The sequence below is a fragment of the Flavobacterium frigidum genome (assembly GCF_048286795.2).
The window spans coordinates 1-15,318 of sequence record NZ_JBLVPT020000014.1; the positions used below are offsets into that span (position 1 = coordinate 1).

Consider the following 15,318-nt stretch of genomic DNA (forward strand, 5'->3'; position numbering starts at 1 on the left):
AAATTAAAATGAGGACATATAAAACAAAAAACACTTGCAAAAACGTTTTTGCAAGTGTTTAATTAAATATTTTTATCTAATAATCTGTATCGGTTATTCAGGACAAGACATAAATAAAAAAAATTATTCACAACCATTGATTCCACAGCTGTCTCCATCGGTTATATTCAATACTGTAACTTTCGAATCGAATTTGCCTTCTTCCCATACTTTTTCAAGCGATTTCACAAAAGTTTCTACATGTTGCGCACCCGATACTGCATATTTATTATCGAAAACAAAGAAAGGAACACCTTGAACACCGATAGATTGCGCCTCATCAATATCATGCTGTACTTCATTTGCGTAAACATTAGACTGCAATACTTCATCGATGGATTTAGCACTCAGTCCTACTTCCAGTCCCAATGCTTTCAAAGTATCTAAATTATTTATATTTTTACCATCCGTCAAATAGGCTTTGAACAATAATTCTTCTAAGTCATTTGCCAAATAATACTTTTTAGCCAAATGCAACAAGCGATGCGCATGCAATGAATTCGCCATAATCGCTTTTTCAAAATGGAAATCCAAACCTGAATTTTTAGCATTCTGCGTCATATCATCCAGCATTCCTTGAGCCCAATCGGTATCTTTTCTATATTTTTCTGCCAAATGGTTTACTAAATTATCTTCAGGCGAAGCTACAAAGCCAGCGTCAAGCTGAAAACTTTTCCATTCGATTTCAACAGCATCTTTATGTTCGAAAAGCTGCAAGGCAGCTTCAATTCTTCTTTTTCCGATATAACAAAACGGACACATAATATCTGACCAGATTTGTATTTTTAATGTATTTGACATCTTACTTCGATAATTAAATTAAAACTAATTCTATGAGACAAAATTAATCAATTCAGTTTTTAGCTTTTTGAGATACAGAATTTAAATATAGATACAAGCATAGAAAATATTTATTCGAATGAAGAAAAAACCTTTAAAACTAAAAGACCATCAAAATTGCTCTTGATGGTTTTCTGTATATTTTTAAAATTTTGCTTAAGCCAGTAAATCTAAAACTAAAGATGGGAACAACCCTAACGCAATATTCAACACAATTGCTATAATAGCAACAGCATAAATGATAACAGGAGTTCCTTTTCGTTCTTCGTTTGGCTCTTTGGTGTACATCGCTAAAATCAACTTGAAGTAATAACCAACACTTATAATAGAGTTCACAACCGCTACGATTACTAAAGCCAAATAACCTGCTTGAATCGTTTGACTGAACAAAACCAACTTAGCAAAGAATCCCGCAAAAATTGGAATACCAGCCATAGAAAGCAAAGCTGCCGTAAGGATGGCTGCTAACAATGGATTCGTTTTTCCTAAACCGTGGAAATTCACCACATCTTCATTATCTCTATTTTTACAAACGTATAAAATCACACTAAAAGCAGCGATTCCCGATAAAGAATAAGCAGCAGTATAATATAATAAACTTCCTGCTGATGTAGACAAACTCAACAAAGTCATCAACATAAAACCAGCGTGAGAAATACCTGAAAATGCCAACATACGTTTCACATTCGTTTGTCTCAAGGCCATAATATTACCAACGGTCATCGAAGCCATAGAAATAATCACAACTACCAATTTGAACGACTCAGAAACATCGGCATTCATTACTGATAATAATTTATAAAGTGTCGCAATTGCCACTACTTTAGCCAAAGTACTCATTAATGCCGTTGTTAAAGCTGGAGAACCTTCATAAACATCTGGTGCCCAAAAGTGAAATGGAACAGCCGCTACTTTAAACAACATTCCTATTGTAACCAGAATAATTCCTATTGGAAACCAAACCGGCAACTCTGCTGATTGTGATAATGCACTAATTTCAATAACATCAAAACTACCCATGGCTCCGTAAATTAAACAGATACCAAAAAGAATGATTCCAGATGCAAAAGATCCCATCAAGAAATACTTCATTCCTGCTTCGTTACTTTTTAAGTTCATACGGTCACTTGCCGCAAGAATATAAAGCGCAATGGATAATACTTCGATCCCAAGAAAGAACATTGCTAAGTTTCCAAAAGAAACCATCGCAACAGCACCTGCCAATAAAAATACTTTTATGGCAATAAAATCTGAGATTTTAGATTGATGATTTTCGTAAAAATTATGTCCTAAAGCCACCAAGAAAATGGTAAGTACGATAAACAAACAAGAGAATGAAGCTGAAAATTTACTTACAACAATCATGTTGTTGTAATAACTCTCCGTAGAATTAAATTCAGATATGGTTAAACCCAGCACTGCCAATAACCCAAGTATTGTTATTGGAACAATGGCTTTCCTTAAATTAAAAATTTCAAATAAAAGGCATAAAACACCTAATCCTATTATAGCTATTAATGTATTCATTTTTTTATTTGACTTAGTTAATTCGGTTTATTTGAGTTAAAATTTCTTCCAGACTTGGCGTAATCAAATCGGTAATTGGCTTTGGATACATCCCAAAAAAGAACAAAACACCAATTATAAGTACCAATGTTATTCCTTCATTGACAGTTACATCAGCAAAAGACTTTGTATTGGTTTCTCCCAACATGGCATGTTGAAACATTTTCAACATATAATACGCTCCTAAAATAATGGTTGTTCCTCCTAAAATGGCAAACCATATATTAATTTGTGAAAGACTGTATAAAACGGTGAATTCTCCAACAAAGTTAAAAGTAGTTGGCAAGGCAACTGATGCCAAAACCAAAATCAAAAACATTGAAGTGAATTTTGGTGATTGCGTCCGAATACCGCCCATTTCAGCAATGGCTCTGGTTTCGTATCTTCTGAAGATAATTTCAGCGGCATAAAATAAACCAACAACTACAAAACCGTGAGCAATCATTTGTAAAACCGCACCTCGCAACCCGTCTGACGTCAAAGTATACGTTCCAGCTGCTATTAATCCAACGTGTGCCAAGGAAGAATACGCTAATAATTTCTTTAAATCTTTTTGTTTCAATGCTACGATAGAACCGTAAATGACACCAGCAATTCCGAGTCCTATGAAAATATACATGTATTCTTTGGCTGCCAATGGCGCCAATGGCAATTGCCAACGAATAACGCTATACAATCCCATTTTTAGCATGATACCAGATAAAAGCATTGTCCCAACAGTTGGTGCTTTTTGATACACATTTGCTTGCCAAGTATGGAAAGGAATTAATGGAATCTTAATCGCATACGCTAAGAAGAAAGCTAGGAATATCCACAATTGTTCGGTTGCTGTTAAGTTTAATTTGTATAAATCTTCTAATAAAAAACTTCCCGCTTTTTGATACAAATAAACAAAAGCAACTAACATAAATAAAGAACCTGCAAGTGTGTAGATAAAGAATTTAACTACTGCTTTTTTACGTTGATCTGTATCACCGTTACCCCAAATTAAAGCGATAAAATAAATCGGAATCAATGCTAATTCCCAGAATATATAATACAAAAGACCATCTGATGCCAAGAATGTTCCTGCCATTGCAAACGACATAAACAAGATTAACGCATAAAAGGATTTTGAATTTTTATAGTCATTTCCAAAAGAAGAAAAAATAATTATTGGAGTCAAAACTGTGGTCAATAACACCATTGCCATTGATAATCCATCTGCTTTTAGAGCAAAAGAAATATTAGGTTGTATGATCCACTGGCTTATAAAACTGATGTTTTCACCTAAATTATAATGATTTAATAATACAATAGAAGCGCCTGCAGCAGCTAACCCAAAGAACAAAGCCACTTTTGAAGCCAGTTTATCGCCTGCAATAAAAGTTGCAAACGCACCAACCAAAAGTATAATTAATATTAGAGATACATTCATGATATATGATTATTGTTGAGCTAAAAATAAATAAGAAACAATGGCACAAAGCCCTAATACGAAAACAAAAAGATAAAGACCAATGCTTCCATTTTGTATTTTCTTTCCTTGGTAACTTATTTCGTTGGTAACTTTTCCGAATCCAAAAACTAAAGCTGATAAACCCGTTTCTATCGTGTCTCTGAAAAAACGAGACAAGAAATTTATAGGTTTAACAAAAATAGCATCATAAAATTCATCAACATAATATTTATTGTAAAGCACTTTAGAAAACCCTGTTATTGCAGCATCTTCAGAAGGAACTGTATTTTGTTTGATGTATTTGGCGTAAGCAATACCTATTCCTACTAATCCACCCATAACAGCAATAGCCATTAAGATATATTCAGTAGTTCCTAAATGGTGTTCAGCGGTTGCTAATTTTGGTAAAATTGGAATCAAATAATGATTCAACCAACTGCTTCCTGGCAAACTAATCACACCCCCGATGGTAGCCAAAATTGCTAAAACAATCAAAGGAATGGTAATCAAAGAAGGACTTTCGTGCAAATGATGTTTTTGTTCTGCGGTTCCTCTAAATTCTTGGAAGAATGTTAAGAACATTAAACGGAACATATAAAAAGCAGTCATTATAGAGGCAACCGAAGCCACAACCCATAACGGAATATTATGATGGAAAGCCACTAATAAGATTTCGTCTTTTGAGAAAAAACCTGAGAATAATGGAACTCCAGAAATTGCTAATGAAGCAATCAACATCGTTACAAAAGTACTTGGCATTGCTTTTTTCAAGCCGCCCATATTGCGCATGTCTTGTTCTCCGTGCAACGCATGAATTACAGAACCAGAACCCAAAAACAAACAAGCTTTGAAGAAAGCGTGCGTGATTACGTGGAAAACAGCCACTTCGTAAGCGCCTAAACCTAAAGCTAAGAACATTAATCCCAATTGAGAAACGGTAGAATAAGCTAAAACTTTCTTGATATCATTTTGAACCAATCCGATAGTTGCAGCTACTAAAGCAGTAACCGCTCCAACTACAGCAATTATCGATTGCACATCTGGAGTCAAATCAAATAAGAAATTCAATCTGGTAATCATAAAAATTCCTGCAGTTACCATCGTAGCCGCGTGTATCAATGCTGAAACCGGTGTTGGACCTGCCATCGCATCTGGTAACCATGTATACAGTGGAATTTGTGCTGATTTACCGCAAGCTCCAATGAATAAAGCGAAAGCAGCAACAGAAAGCCAATACATATCAAGATTTGTTGCACCGGCAATAGCCGTTTTTAAAGTAGCATAATCTAAAGTTGAGAATAAATTCCCAAGAATGAAAATTCCAACTAACAAGCCTAAATCACCTATACGGTTCATGATGAACGCTTTCTTAGCAGCGTCATTATACTCTTGGTTTTTATGCCAAAATCCGATTAACAAATAAGAGCAAAGACCTACGCCTTCCCAACCGATGAACAAAACTAATAAGTTACTTCCAATTACTAATGTAATCATGAAGAATATAAACAGGTTCAAATACGCGAAAAACTTATGCATATTTTCATCATCGTGCATGTAACTTATGGAATACAAATGAATCAAAGACCCAATTCCGGTTACAAAAAGCAACCATAAAATAGACAATTGGTCCAATTGAAATCCAAAATCAACATTGAAAGTACTGATTTGAATCCAGTCAAAAAGTGAAATTCGAATTCCTTCCGGCTGCGCTGCAATTCCGCTAAAAAAATAAGCAGTTGCAATAAAAGAAACCACTACTGAAAGTGTTCCGATTATTCCGGAAAGTGATTTTCCAAGGCTTTTACCAAAGAAAACATTGATTAAAAATCCTAAAAAAGGAGAGAGAACTAAAACTAAAGCTATATTGGTATTCATTTCCATTTATCCTTTTAAGTTTTTTAAATTATCGATTGTAATCGATCCTAAATTTCTAAAAATAGAAACTAATATTGCCAATCCTACCGCAACTTCTGCTGCAGCAACAGCCATAGAGAAAAACACAAAAACTTGTCCTTGGGCATCTTGATGATAAGTAGAAAATGCTACAAACAATAAGTTTACTGCATTCAACATAATTTCAATTGACATAAATACGATAATAGCATTTCGTCTGTATAGCACCCCAAAAACGCCAATACAAAAAAGTATTACGCTCAGGAATATGTAATTTTCTATACCAATCTGGTTTAAAATATTGTTCATCTTATTTTTGCAATTTTTCTTTTTTAGACAATAATACCGTTCCAATCATAGCCACTAAAAGTAGTATAGAGGCAAACTCAAATGGAACCATGTATTCATTCAGTAGTATTTTACCCAATACTTTGATCGATTGATAATCTTCACCAGTTGTAACATATTCTCCCACAATTGGTTTTGAATTTATAAAAATCAAAATAAGAACAATACAGATCAAACAAAAGGAAACAATAGCACCTAATCGGGTGATTCTTGGGCGGTGTACTTCTTTTTGTTCATTTAAATTCATCAACATGATGGTGAACAAGAACAAAATCATAATCGCTCCAGAATATACGATTATATGAACAATTGCTAAGAATTGTGAATTCAACAACAAGTAATGACCTGCAATCGAAAAAAAACAAATCACTAAATAAATAGCACTGTGAATAGGATTTCTACTAAAAATAGTTAAAAAAGCGGTTGCTAAAGTGACAGCAGCCAATACACAAAAAATTATAAGTACTGTAGACATTAGTTAGCGTTTTTAAGTTGAGCATTTTGCATTGCTATATCTAAAGGCATGACTAATTTATCTTTACCAAAGATAAAATCTTCTCTTTCATAGCTGGAAGGAACCAAAACTTTAGACGTGGTCAGGTAAATAGCGTCCTTCGGACAAGCCTCTTCACACAAGCCACAAAAAATACAACGCAACATATTGATTTCATATATCGACGCATATTTTTCCTCTCTGTACAAATGTTTTTCGTCTGCTTTGCGTTCTTCAGCCTTCATCGTAATCGCTTCTGCAGGACATGACAACGCACACAAACCACAAGCCGTGCAATTTTCTCGACCTTGCTCATCACGTTTCAACATATGCTGACCGCGATACACCGGACTCATCTCTCGCACTTGCTCCGGATATTGAATCGTTACTTTTCTAGTAAACAAATGCTGAATCGTAATTATCAATCCTTTGACGATCGCAACAAGATACATTTTTTCCCAAAAAGTCATCTCTTTGTTAGAGACTACCTTTTTTCTTCCTGATAAGGATATACTTTCTATTGACATTTTATATTTTTATTTGAAGCTTCATCCTGCTATTCGTTTCAATCTTTATTGTTTTAAAAAAAAACAATAAAGGATTTTCACTGCTATCAGGGCAAGGGCTTTTTCGGTATAAATTAAAATCCTAAATATGTAGCAATTTCTGCTCTCAAAATTACAATTCCTGTGATGATGATATTAATGATCGCCAATGGAATCAAGATCCTCCAACCCAAATGCATCAATTGATCGTATCTGAATCTTGGAATAGTCCAACGAACCCACATGTAGAAAAAGATAAATCCACACAATTTGATAAATAAAGCACCAAATCCCAAAAGATTACCAATATTAACTCCCCAATTCTCAACAACCCAACTCATTCCAGGATAATTATAACCTCCAAAGAATAAAATCGCTAAAATCGTAGAGGAAATAAACATATTTGCATATTCAGCAAATAAATAGAATCCCATTTTCATTGATGAATATTCGGTGTGATATCCTCCAATAAGTTCTGTTTCACATTCCGCCAAGTCAAAAGGAGTTCTGTTTGATTCTGCAAAAGCACAAATCAAAAAAATTATAAAAGATAAAGGTTGGTAAAACACATTCCAATTCATTCCTGCTTGCTGTTCAGAGATCTCTCTTAAACTCAATGTTCCGGTCATCATCAATAATGCAATTATGGACAATCCCATTGCAATTTCATACGATACCATTTGAGATGCTGCACGAACGGCACCAATCAACGAAAATTTATTGTTCGAGGCCCAACCACCAATCATAATTCCGTAAACACCCACTGAAACAACTCCGAAAAAGTATAATAAACCGATGTTTAAATCAGTCGCCTGTAATAAAATATCTCTCCCAAACAAATGCAATTTGTCTCCCCAAGGAATCACAGCACTTGTCATTAAAGCGGTACTCATGGCAATTGCCGGACCTACAAAAAACAAAAATCGATTTGGCGTGTTAGGCTCAAATTCTTCTTTCGAGAATAATTTTAAACCATCGGCAAGCGGTTGAAACAATCCGAAAGGACCGGCTCTATTTGGTCCAACACGATCTTGAAGCCAAGCGGCAACTTTTCGCTCTGCCCATGTAGAATACATGGCCATCAACATTGTTAGCGCAAAAACTGCAACAATAATGACACTTTTTTCTATGATAATAGTACTATCCATTATTGCCCAAAGTTTTTTGATTCGTAATATCTTCTTCAGTCAATGGAATTTCGACCATGCTTATTTTCTTACGATCGGATTCTCTACCTAAAAGAATATGATCTTCGGTAGCGATTTCAACTTTCTGCAATTTTCTGTTGTATTTATTTTGATTGATAACCGAATCTTTTTCAAAAGCTCTTGGTCCTTCAATAGTCCAATCTGCAATTTCTTTGTGGTCAAAACGACATCCGTTACAAATAAATTCGTCAACTTCATGGTATTCGTCTTTTCTTCCGGTAACGCGTTGGATTTCGTCGCCAAACATCCAAACGGTAGTTTTTCCAGAACAAGTTGTGCAATTTCTGTGTGCATTGTAAGGCTTGCTGAACCATACTCTAGATTTAAATCTAAATGTCTTATCAGTTAAAGCTCCTACCGGACACACATCAATCATATTTCCAGAAAACTCATTATCAACTGCTTTTGAGATACAAGTAGATATATTAGAATGATCCCCTCTGTCCATTACTCCGTGAACACGATCGTCAGTTAATTGATCTGCAACCATCACACAACGGTAACAAAGAATACAACGGTTCATGTGCAATTGAATATTTGGACCAATATTTTCTGGCTCAAATGTTCTTTTTTCTTCTATAAAACGAGTTTCTGATTTCCCGTGCTCAAAGCTTAAATTTTGCAAATCGCATTCTCCTGCCTGATCACAAACCGGACAATCTAGTGGGTGATTGATCAATAAAAACTCTGTTACTGATTTTCTGGCTTCTTGTACACGTGGAGATGACTTACTATTCACTTCCATTCCGTCCATACAACCAGTTACACAAGATGCCATTAATTTAGGCATTGGTCTTGGGTCAGCTTCACTTCCTTTGGCAACTTCTACTAAACAACAACGGCATTTCCCACCGCTACCTTTTAGTTTAGAATAATAGCACATCGCTGGCGGAACTACTTCTCCACCTATCATACGTGCTGCCTGCAGGATTGTTGTTCCTGGTTCTACTTCTATGCTTTGACCGTCTATGGTTACTTTCATGTTTAAAGTCTTAACGTCTTAATGTCAAATGTCTTAATGTCGAATACATTTCGACTTCACTTCTTTTGACTGTCATTTAAATATTTTATAAATCCACTTATTAATTTTGAAATATCTGAAACATTCTCAAATAAATCATCAAATTCTATTTTTGTAATATAATTTAAATCCAATGCTAAATACAATTGCGATCTTACTTCTGCAGAAGATGCTTTAGCAACGTACAAAAAATATATAAATTCTTTATCTGTGTTTCTTTCAAATCCTTCTGCAATATTTGATGAAATTGAAATTGATGCCCTTCTAATTTGTCTAACTAAATCAAAATCTTTTTTAAATTCTTCACCATTGGTTATTTCATAAATCCGTTTGTTGAAAATCCTTGATTTTTTCCAAGAATTAATTTCTTCAAATGAATTAAACCTTCCCATTTCCGTTACGACTTTAAGACATTGGACATTATGACTTTGGAGAAAGGTTCCGCAACAAAATGATCTCTATTCTTTATTTTTTCCGGGAAACGAATATGATATTCAAATTCTTCTCTAAAATGACGAATTGCTGCTGCCACTGGCCAAGCTGCCGCGTCACCTAATGGACAAATGGTATTTCCTTCAATTTTACTTTGAATGCTCAATAGCAAATCGACATCTTCTTCACGACCGTGACCGTTTTCTATTCGATGCAATACTTTTTCCATCCATCCTGTACCTTCACGACAAGGGGAACATTGCCCACAGCTTTCATGGTGATAAAAACGAGAGAAATTCCAAGTATTACGAACAATACAAGAGGTATCATTGTAAACAATAAATCCGCCTGATCCCAACATAGAACCAGTTGCAAATCCACCGTCACTTAATGATTCGTATGACATCAAACGATCTTCACCGTTTGCCGTTTTATAAATTAAATTCGCAGGTAAAACGGGAACAGAACTTCCACCCGGTACAAAAGCTTTAAGTGGTCTATCAGAACTCATTCCTCCTAAATATTCATCAGAATTCATAAATTCGTAAACACTTAAACCCAATTCAATTTCGTAAACACCTGGGTTTTTAATATGTCCTGAAGCTGAAATTAATTTAGTTCCTGTAGAACGTCCAATACCAATTTTAGCATATTCCGCACCTGAATTATTAACTATCCAAGGCACAGCGGCAATTGTTTCTACGTTATTGACAACCGTTGGATTTGCCCAAAGTCCTGAAATAGCAGGAAAGGGTGGTTTGATACGAGGATTTCCTCTTTTTCCTTCCAATGATTCAATCAATGCAGTTTCTTCACCACAAATGTAAGCTCCAGCACCACAATGAACATAAAGTTCTAAATCGTACCCTGAATCTAATATATTTTTACCCAAAAATCCAGCAGCTTTAGCTTCGTTAATGGCTCTTTCTAATATTTTATATACCCACATGTATTCTCCCCGAATGTAGATGTAGGATAGGTTTGCACCCAATGCATAACTGGAGGTAATCATTCCTTCAATCAATAAATGAGGAATAAATTCCATCAAATAACGATCTTTGAAAGTTCCTGGCTCAGATTCATCAGCGTTACAAACTAGATGTCTTGGTTTTCCTGATTTTTTATCAATAAAACTCCATTTCATTCCTGCTGGGAAACCTGCTCCACCACGACCACGCAATCCTGAAGTTTTCACTTCTTCGACTACTTCGTCTGGTGTTAATGTTTTCAGGGCTTTTTCTACTGAAGCATAACCCCCGTTTTGACGGTATACTTCGTAGGTTTTAATTCCTGGAATATTTATTTTGTCTAATAATATTTTCTGTGACATATTATTTATCGTGTAATAGTATTGTATCGTTTTTGCAATCTTCAATTAACTGATCTACTTTTTCTTTAGTCAAGTGTTCTTTGTAAAAATCGCCTAATTGCATCATTGGAGCGTAACCACAAGCACCTAAACATTCAACACCTCGTACTTCAAAAAGACCGTCTGGAGTAGGTTCACCCACTTTTACACCTAATTTTTCACAGGTATAATCGATTAAATCTTCCACCCCATTCAAACAACAAGGAGAAGTTTGACAAAATTCGAACATGTATTTTCCAATTGGTCGCTGGTTGTACATCGTGTAAAACGACACTACCTCATACACTTCTATTGGTTTAATATAAAGAATTTTAGCAACCTTGTCCATCAATTCTATGCTCAACCAATTATCGTGAGCATCTTGAACTTCATGCAGAACAGGCAACAAAGCTGATTTTCTTTTGTCTTCAGGATAATAACTAATCAATTCGTTGATGCGGGACATCAATCCTTCAGTTATATTTATTTCTTGTTTGTAATGTGTTCTTTCCATTTTTCTTTTAAATCTGAAATGCTTCGCCAGTTCGCTGACGCTCGGGTCTAAAATCGTTAATCTAAAATCTTCAATCCACTTACGCGTCTAACTCCCCTGCTATGACATTTAAACTTGACAAAATTACAATAGCATCCGAGAGCAAAGCTCCTTTTATCATTTCTGGATACGCTTGGTAGTAAATAAAACAAGGCCTACGGAAATGCAGTCGATAAGGCGTTCGACTTCCATCAGTAACTAAATAAAAACCTAATTCTCCGTTCCCACCTTCTACAGGATGATATATTTCGGCAACTGGAACTGGAACTTCACCCATAACAATTTTGAAATGGTAAATCAACGATTCCATACTTGTGTAAACATCTTCTTTTGGAGGAAGGTAATAATCCGGAACATCAGCATGAAACTCATTTCCTTCCGGCATTTTTTCTAATGCTTGACGAATAATACTCAAACTCTCCCATACTTCGGCATTACGAACACAAAAACGATCGTAAGTATCTCCAGATTTTCCAACAGGAATAATAAAATCAAAATCCTCGTAAGAAGAATACGGTTGCGCTACACGCACATCATAATCAACGCCGGCGGCACGTAAATTTGGACCTGTAAAACCATAAGCCATAGCTTGTTCAGCCGTTATAGCTCCAACATTTACAGTTCTATCAATAAAAATTCTATTTCTTTCGAATAAATTTTCAAATTCTTTCCAAGCTGCTGGAAATTCTTCTAAAAACTTGTTCAGCAATTCAAATGCTTTAGGAGACCAATCTCTTTCGAAACCTCCAATTCGTCCCATATTAGTTGTTAAACGAGCTCCACAAATTTCTTCATAAATCTCGTACACTTTTTCTCTAAATTGGAACACATATAAAAATCCAGTATACGCTCCGGTGTCAACACCAAGGATTGAATTACAGATGATATGATCTGTGATTCTAGCTAATTCCATCACAATAACTCTTAAATATTGAGCTCTTTTAGGAACTTCGATATCCAACAATTTTTCTAATGTCATCCACCAACCCATATTATTTATAGGTGACGAACAATAGTTCATTCTATCCGTAAGTGGTGTTATCTGGTAAAAAGGACGGTTTTCCGCAATTTTCTCGAAAGCTCTGTGAATATAACCAATGGTTGGTTCCGCTTCCAGAATTCTTTCTCCATCCATCAACAAGATATTTTGAAAAATACCGTGTGTAGCTGGGTGAGTTGGCCCTAAATTCAGGATCGAAAGCTCGCTTCCGTCTTCATTTAGTTGTTCTTTTATTCTTTTAGCATAACGATGCTCTGGTGGTAATAATAATTCTGACATTGTATTTTATAATGAATTATTAATATTTAATTCAATTTCTTTTTTTAATAATGGAATGTGATTTATAACAAAACTCCAAATATTTTCATCAGAAATAGTATCATAAGCATGAATAATTTGATTTCGTAAACCAATAATTCTTCTTGAATTAACAATTGAAAAATTGGGATCCTGTTTTAAAATCCTATTCATTACCTCTCCGATAATTTCTAAATTGGGTCCAATACCTCTTTTTAATAATTGATTTTTAGAATAATTAAAAAAAGATTTCTCTTGGTTTGACAAGAAAAGATCTATTTCTTCAATTGATAATTTTATATCGTATAAAGACTTCAATATTTTCTCATCCATATATTAATTGTTTTTCTCGATCAACAACTTTTCTGAATATTGGATTTTTAATTGCCTGATTTTCCACTAAATCAATTGGTCTATTAAAAAGCAATTCAGCTTTCTCCTTAAAATCCATATAATTATCAAAATAAATAGCCAAATCCATAGTGTCAAATTGGACAAGCATGTCAATATCGCTGTCGGTTTTGAAATTTTTGGTAAAAATAGAACCAAAGAAATACAATTGTTTCACGTGATGTAACACGCAAAGGTCATTCAATTTTTCTTTATTGTCGTCTATTAATTTCATAAACTAAATTTTAATAATTGTCGGTGGTTCTTCCAAAAAAACGATCGTCTTTGTCTGTTCTTCCGCTATCTTCCATTGGAAATTCTTTTCGCATAGGAAAAGAAATCATTTCATCCATATTCAAAATACGTTTCAATTGTGGATGACCAATGAAGTTTATTCCATAAAAATCATAAGCTTCTCTTTCCATCCAATTGGAGCTCAAGAAGATATTTGATATCGATTTTATTTCTGGATTTTCACCGTTAATGTATGCTTTGATTCTAATTCTTTTGTTCTCGTACCAATTGTGCAAATGATACACCACCGCAAATTGATGATCTTCATCATTGTCTGGATAATGAATCCCACACAAATCTGTTAGAAAATGAAACCGTAATGTTGAATCATTTTTCAAAAAAAGAATCACCGCAGTTATTTTATCCGCAGCAACTTCAAATGAAAATATATCTCTTTCTTGCTTGAATTCAAAAACAGAAGAATCAAAAGTTTCTACTAATTTATCTTGAATTTGTATAGTTTCTAGCGCCATTATTTATTTGATATTATAAGAAGCTAATAGTTGTTGGTATTCTGGAGAACTTCTTCTTCTTACTGATTCTGTTCGCACCAACTCTTGCAATTTCATAACTCCGTCAACAATTTGTTCTGGTCTTGGCGGACATCCAGGAACGTAAACATCTACGGGAATTACTTTATCAATTCCTTGTAAAACCGAATACGTATCAAAAATTCCACCTGAAGAAGCACAAGCTCCAACAGCAATTACCCAACGAGGCTCTGACATTTGTTCGTAAACCTGACGTAATATAGGCGCCATTTTCTTTGAAATCGTACCCATTACCATCAACATATCCGCTTGACGAGGTGAAAAACTCACGCGTTCTGAACCAAATCGCGCCAAATCGTAATGCGAAGCCATTGTTGCCATAAATTCAATTCCGCAACAAGATGTTGCAAAAGGCAAAGGCCACAATGAATTTGCACGAGCCAATCCCACAACATCATTCAGTTTTGTAGCGAAGAAACCTTCACCAACAACACCTTCTGGAGGGGCAACCATATTTATATTTGAATCACTCATTTTTTATAATTTTGAATTAGAAATTTTGAATTAGAAATTAAAATGAAATCATTTAAAATTTAGCATTCAACATTTAAAATAAATCTTTATTCCCACTCTAATGCTTTCTTTTTGATGATGTAGAAAAAACCCACCAAAAGCAAAAGCATAAAAATTACCATTTTAACCATTCCTTCCATTCCCAATTCCTTGAAATTGATTGCCCATGGATACAAGAAAATCACTTCCACATCAAACAAAACAAATAATATAGCTACCAAGAAATACTTTACCGAAAATGGTATTCTCGCATTTCCAACAGATTCAATACCACATTCAAAATTTTTGCCTTTTACTTCAGATAATCTTTTTGGACCTAGTTTTCCTGAAACTATAATGGTTCCCACAACAAATCCTACAGCAAGAACAAACTGCATTAAAATTGGAATATAATTTAATTGATCGGATTGCATAGTATCGATTTTTTTGAATAAATATAGGGCACAAAGATAACTTTCAAATTATTAAATAACAATAAAAAGTCCTAAATACATTGCAACTACAACGATGTAAATTTACAATTTTTATCAATTATAAATAAGCGACGAA

The 15,318-nt window shown here is 34.5% G+C and carries 18 protein-coding genes; all 18 read right to left on the reverse strand.

The features are described 5' to 3' along the window. Positions 1–123: 123 nt before the first annotated feature. The 18 genes from ACNQGB_RS12685 to ACNQGB_RS12770 all read right to left on the reverse strand — a co-directional run bounded on the left by ACNQGB_RS12685 (position 124) and on the right by ACNQGB_RS12770 (position 15,182). Entirely contained in the window at positions 124–840 is a 717-nt protein-coding gene (locus tag ACNQGB_RS12685) for a DsbA family oxidoreductase (RefSeq protein ID WP_417944210.1), read from the reverse strand. A gap of 195 nt (positions 841–1,035) precedes the next feature. Next, complete coding sequence (locus ACNQGB_RS12690) at positions 1,036–2,406, reverse strand: NADH-quinone oxidoreductase subunit N (RefSeq protein ID WP_417944211.1); 1,371 nt, start codon at positions 2,404–2,406, stop codon at positions 1,036–1,038. Positions 2,407–2,419: 13 nt separating this feature from the next. Next, a complete protein-coding gene (locus ACNQGB_RS12695) occupies positions 2,420–3,862 on the reverse strand; it encodes a complex I subunit 4 family protein (RefSeq protein ID WP_417944212.1) in 1,443 nt (480 codons plus the stop codon). Positions 3,863–3,871: 9 nt separating this feature from the next. Beyond that, on the reverse strand, positions 3,872–5,758 hold the full coding sequence (gene nuoL, locus ACNQGB_RS12700; protein WP_417944213.1) for an NADH-quinone oxidoreductase subunit L: 1,887 nt from the start codon (positions 5,756–5,758) through the stop codon (positions 3,872–3,874). Positions 5,759–5,764: 6 nt separating this feature from the next. Further along, positions 5,765–6,085 carry an NADH-quinone oxidoreductase subunit NuoK gene (nuoK, locus tag ACNQGB_RS12705; RefSeq protein WP_073205053.1) on the reverse strand — a complete coding sequence of 107 codons (321 nt, stop codon included), beginning with the start codon at positions 6,083–6,085 and terminating at the stop codon, positions 5,765–5,767. A 1-nt stretch (position 6,086) separates the two neighbouring features. After that, on the reverse strand, positions 6,087–6,599 hold the full coding sequence (locus tag ACNQGB_RS12710; protein WP_417944214.1) for an NADH-quinone oxidoreductase subunit J family protein: 513 nt from the start codon (positions 6,597–6,599) through the stop codon (positions 6,087–6,089). Next, entirely contained in the window at positions 6,599–7,144 is a 546-nt protein-coding gene (locus ACNQGB_RS12715; RefSeq protein ID WP_417944215.1) for a NuoI/complex I 23 kDa subunit family protein, read from the reverse strand. The genes ACNQGB_RS12710 and ACNQGB_RS12715 overlap by 1 nt, the downstream gene beginning before the upstream one ends. 113 nt (positions 7,145–7,257) lie before the next feature. Continuing rightward, positions 7,258–8,310, reverse strand: a complete 1,053-nt coding sequence (gene nuoH / locus ACNQGB_RS12720; RefSeq protein WP_417944216.1) for an NADH-quinone oxidoreductase subunit NuoH — start codon at positions 8,308–8,310, stop codon at positions 7,258–7,260. After that, complete coding sequence (locus tag ACNQGB_RS12725; RefSeq protein ID WP_417944217.1) at positions 8,303–9,352, reverse strand: NADH-quinone oxidoreductase subunit G; 1,050 nt, start codon at positions 9,350–9,352, stop codon at positions 8,303–8,305. Before ACNQGB_RS12725 ends, nuoH begins: the two co-directional genes overlap by 8 nt. Positions 9,353–9,408: 56 nt before the next feature. Continuing rightward, complete coding sequence (locus tag ACNQGB_RS12730) at positions 9,409–9,783, reverse strand: four helix bundle protein (protein ID WP_417944218.1); 375 nt, start codon at positions 9,781–9,783, stop codon at positions 9,409–9,411. A gap of 5 nt (positions 9,784–9,788) precedes the next feature. After that, positions 9,789–11,153: an NADH-quinone oxidoreductase subunit NuoF gene (gene nuoF / locus ACNQGB_RS12735; protein WP_417944219.1), complete on the reverse strand. Its 1,365-nt coding sequence runs from the start codon at positions 11,151–11,153 to the stop codon at positions 9,789–9,791. A 1-nt stretch (position 11,154) separates the two neighbouring features. Next, on the reverse strand, positions 11,155–11,685 hold the full coding sequence (locus tag ACNQGB_RS12740) for a complex I 24 kDa subunit family protein (RefSeq protein WP_417944220.1): 531 nt from the start codon (positions 11,683–11,685) through the stop codon (positions 11,155–11,157). Between the two features lie 79 nt (positions 11,686–11,764). Then, entirely contained in the window at positions 11,765–13,003 is a 1,239-nt protein-coding gene (locus tag ACNQGB_RS12745; protein ID WP_417944221.1) for an NADH-quinone oxidoreductase subunit D, read from the reverse strand. 6 nt (positions 13,004–13,009) lie between these two features. Next, entirely contained in the window at positions 13,010–13,354 is a 345-nt protein-coding gene (locus ACNQGB_RS12750; protein WP_417944222.1) for a HepT-like ribonuclease domain-containing protein, read from the reverse strand. Further along, entirely contained in the window at positions 13,347–13,646 is a 300-nt protein-coding gene (locus ACNQGB_RS12755; RefSeq protein ID WP_417944223.1) for a nucleotidyltransferase family protein, read from the reverse strand. Before ACNQGB_RS12755 ends, ACNQGB_RS12750 begins: the two co-directional genes overlap by 8 nt. 10 nt (positions 13,647–13,656) lie before the next feature. After that, positions 13,657–14,178 carry an NADH-quinone oxidoreductase subunit C gene (locus ACNQGB_RS12760; protein WP_309757419.1) on the reverse strand — a complete coding sequence of 174 codons (522 nt, stop codon included), beginning with the start codon at positions 14,176–14,178 and terminating at the stop codon, positions 13,657–13,659. 3 nt (positions 14,179–14,181) lie between these two features. Next, the gene (locus tag ACNQGB_RS12765; RefSeq protein ID WP_417944224.1) at positions 14,182–14,730 is read right to left on the reverse strand and encodes an NADH-quinone oxidoreductase subunit B; all 549 of its coding nucleotides are present in this window, start codon (positions 14,728–14,730) and stop codon (positions 14,182–14,184) included. Positions 14,731–14,816: 86 nt separating this feature from the next. Next, positions 14,817–15,182 carry an NADH-quinone oxidoreductase subunit A gene (locus ACNQGB_RS12770; RefSeq protein ID WP_417944225.1) on the reverse strand — a complete coding sequence of 122 codons (366 nt, stop codon included), beginning with the start codon at positions 15,180–15,182 and terminating at the stop codon, positions 14,817–14,819. Between the last annotated feature and the right edge of the window lie 136 nt (positions 15,183–15,318).

Coding starts and splice junctions, on each gene's coding strand:
- ACNQGB_RS12740 (WP_417944220.1), bottom strand. CDS start 11,685: ATGGAAAGAACACATTACAAACAAGAAATAAATATAACTGAAGGATTG.
- nuoF (WP_417944219.1), bottom strand. CDS start 11,153: ATGTCACAGAAAATATTATTAGACAAAATAAATATTCCAGGAATTAAA.
- ACNQGB_RS12725 (WP_417944217.1), bottom strand. CDS start 9,352: ATGAAAGTAACCATAGACGGTCAAAGCATAGAAGTAGAACCAGGAACA.
- ACNQGB_RS12770 (WP_417944225.1), bottom strand. CDS start 15,182: ATGCAATCCGATCAATTAAATTATATTCCAATTTTAATGCAGTTTGTT.
- ACNQGB_RS12710 (WP_417944214.1), bottom strand. CDS start 6,599: ATGTCTACAGTACTTATAATTTTTTGTGTATTGGCTGCTGTCACTTTA.
- ACNQGB_RS12765 (WP_417944224.1), bottom strand. CDS start 14,730: ATGAGTGATTCAAATATAAATATGGTTGCCCCTCCAGAAGGTGTTGTT.
- ACNQGB_RS12745 (WP_417944221.1), bottom strand. CDS start 13,003: ATGTCAGAATTATTATTACCACCAGAGCATCGTTATGCTAAAAGAATA.
- ACNQGB_RS12685 (WP_417944210.1), bottom strand. CDS start 840: ATGTCAAATACATTAAAAATACAAATCTGGTCAGATATTATGTGTCCG.
- ACNQGB_RS12750 (WP_417944222.1), bottom strand. CDS start 13,354: ATGGATGAGAAAATATTGAAGTCTTTATACGATATAAAATTATCAATT.
- ACNQGB_RS12730 (WP_417944218.1), bottom strand. CDS start 9,783: ATGGGAAGGTTTAATTCATTTGAAGAAATTAATTCTTGGAAAAAATCA.
- ACNQGB_RS12755 (WP_417944223.1), bottom strand. CDS start 13,646: ATGAAATTAATAGACGACAATAAAGAAAAATTGAATGACCTTTGCGTG.
- nuoL (WP_417944213.1), bottom strand. CDS start 5,758: ATGAATACCAATATAGCTTTAGTTTTAGTTCTCTCTCCTTTTTTAGGA.
- nuoK (WP_073205053.1), bottom strand. CDS start 6,085: ATGAACAATATTTTAAACCAGATTGGTATAGAAAATTACATATTCCTG.
- nuoH (WP_417944216.1), bottom strand. CDS start 8,310: ATGGATAGTACTATTATCATAGAAAAAAGTGTCATTATTGTTGCAGTT.
- ACNQGB_RS12715 (WP_417944215.1), bottom strand. CDS start 7,144: ATGTCAATAGAAAGTATATCCTTATCAGGAAGAAAAAAGGTAGTCTCT.
- ACNQGB_RS12695 (WP_417944212.1), bottom strand. CDS start 3,862: ATGAATGTATCTCTAATATTAATTATACTTTTGGTTGGTGCGTTTGCA.
- ACNQGB_RS12690 (WP_417944211.1), bottom strand. CDS start 2,406: ATGAATACATTAATAGCTATAATAGGATTAGGTGTTTTATGCCTTTTA.
- ACNQGB_RS12760 (WP_309757419.1), bottom strand. CDS start 14,178: ATGGCGCTAGAAACTATACAAATTCAAGATAAATTAGTAGAAACTTTT.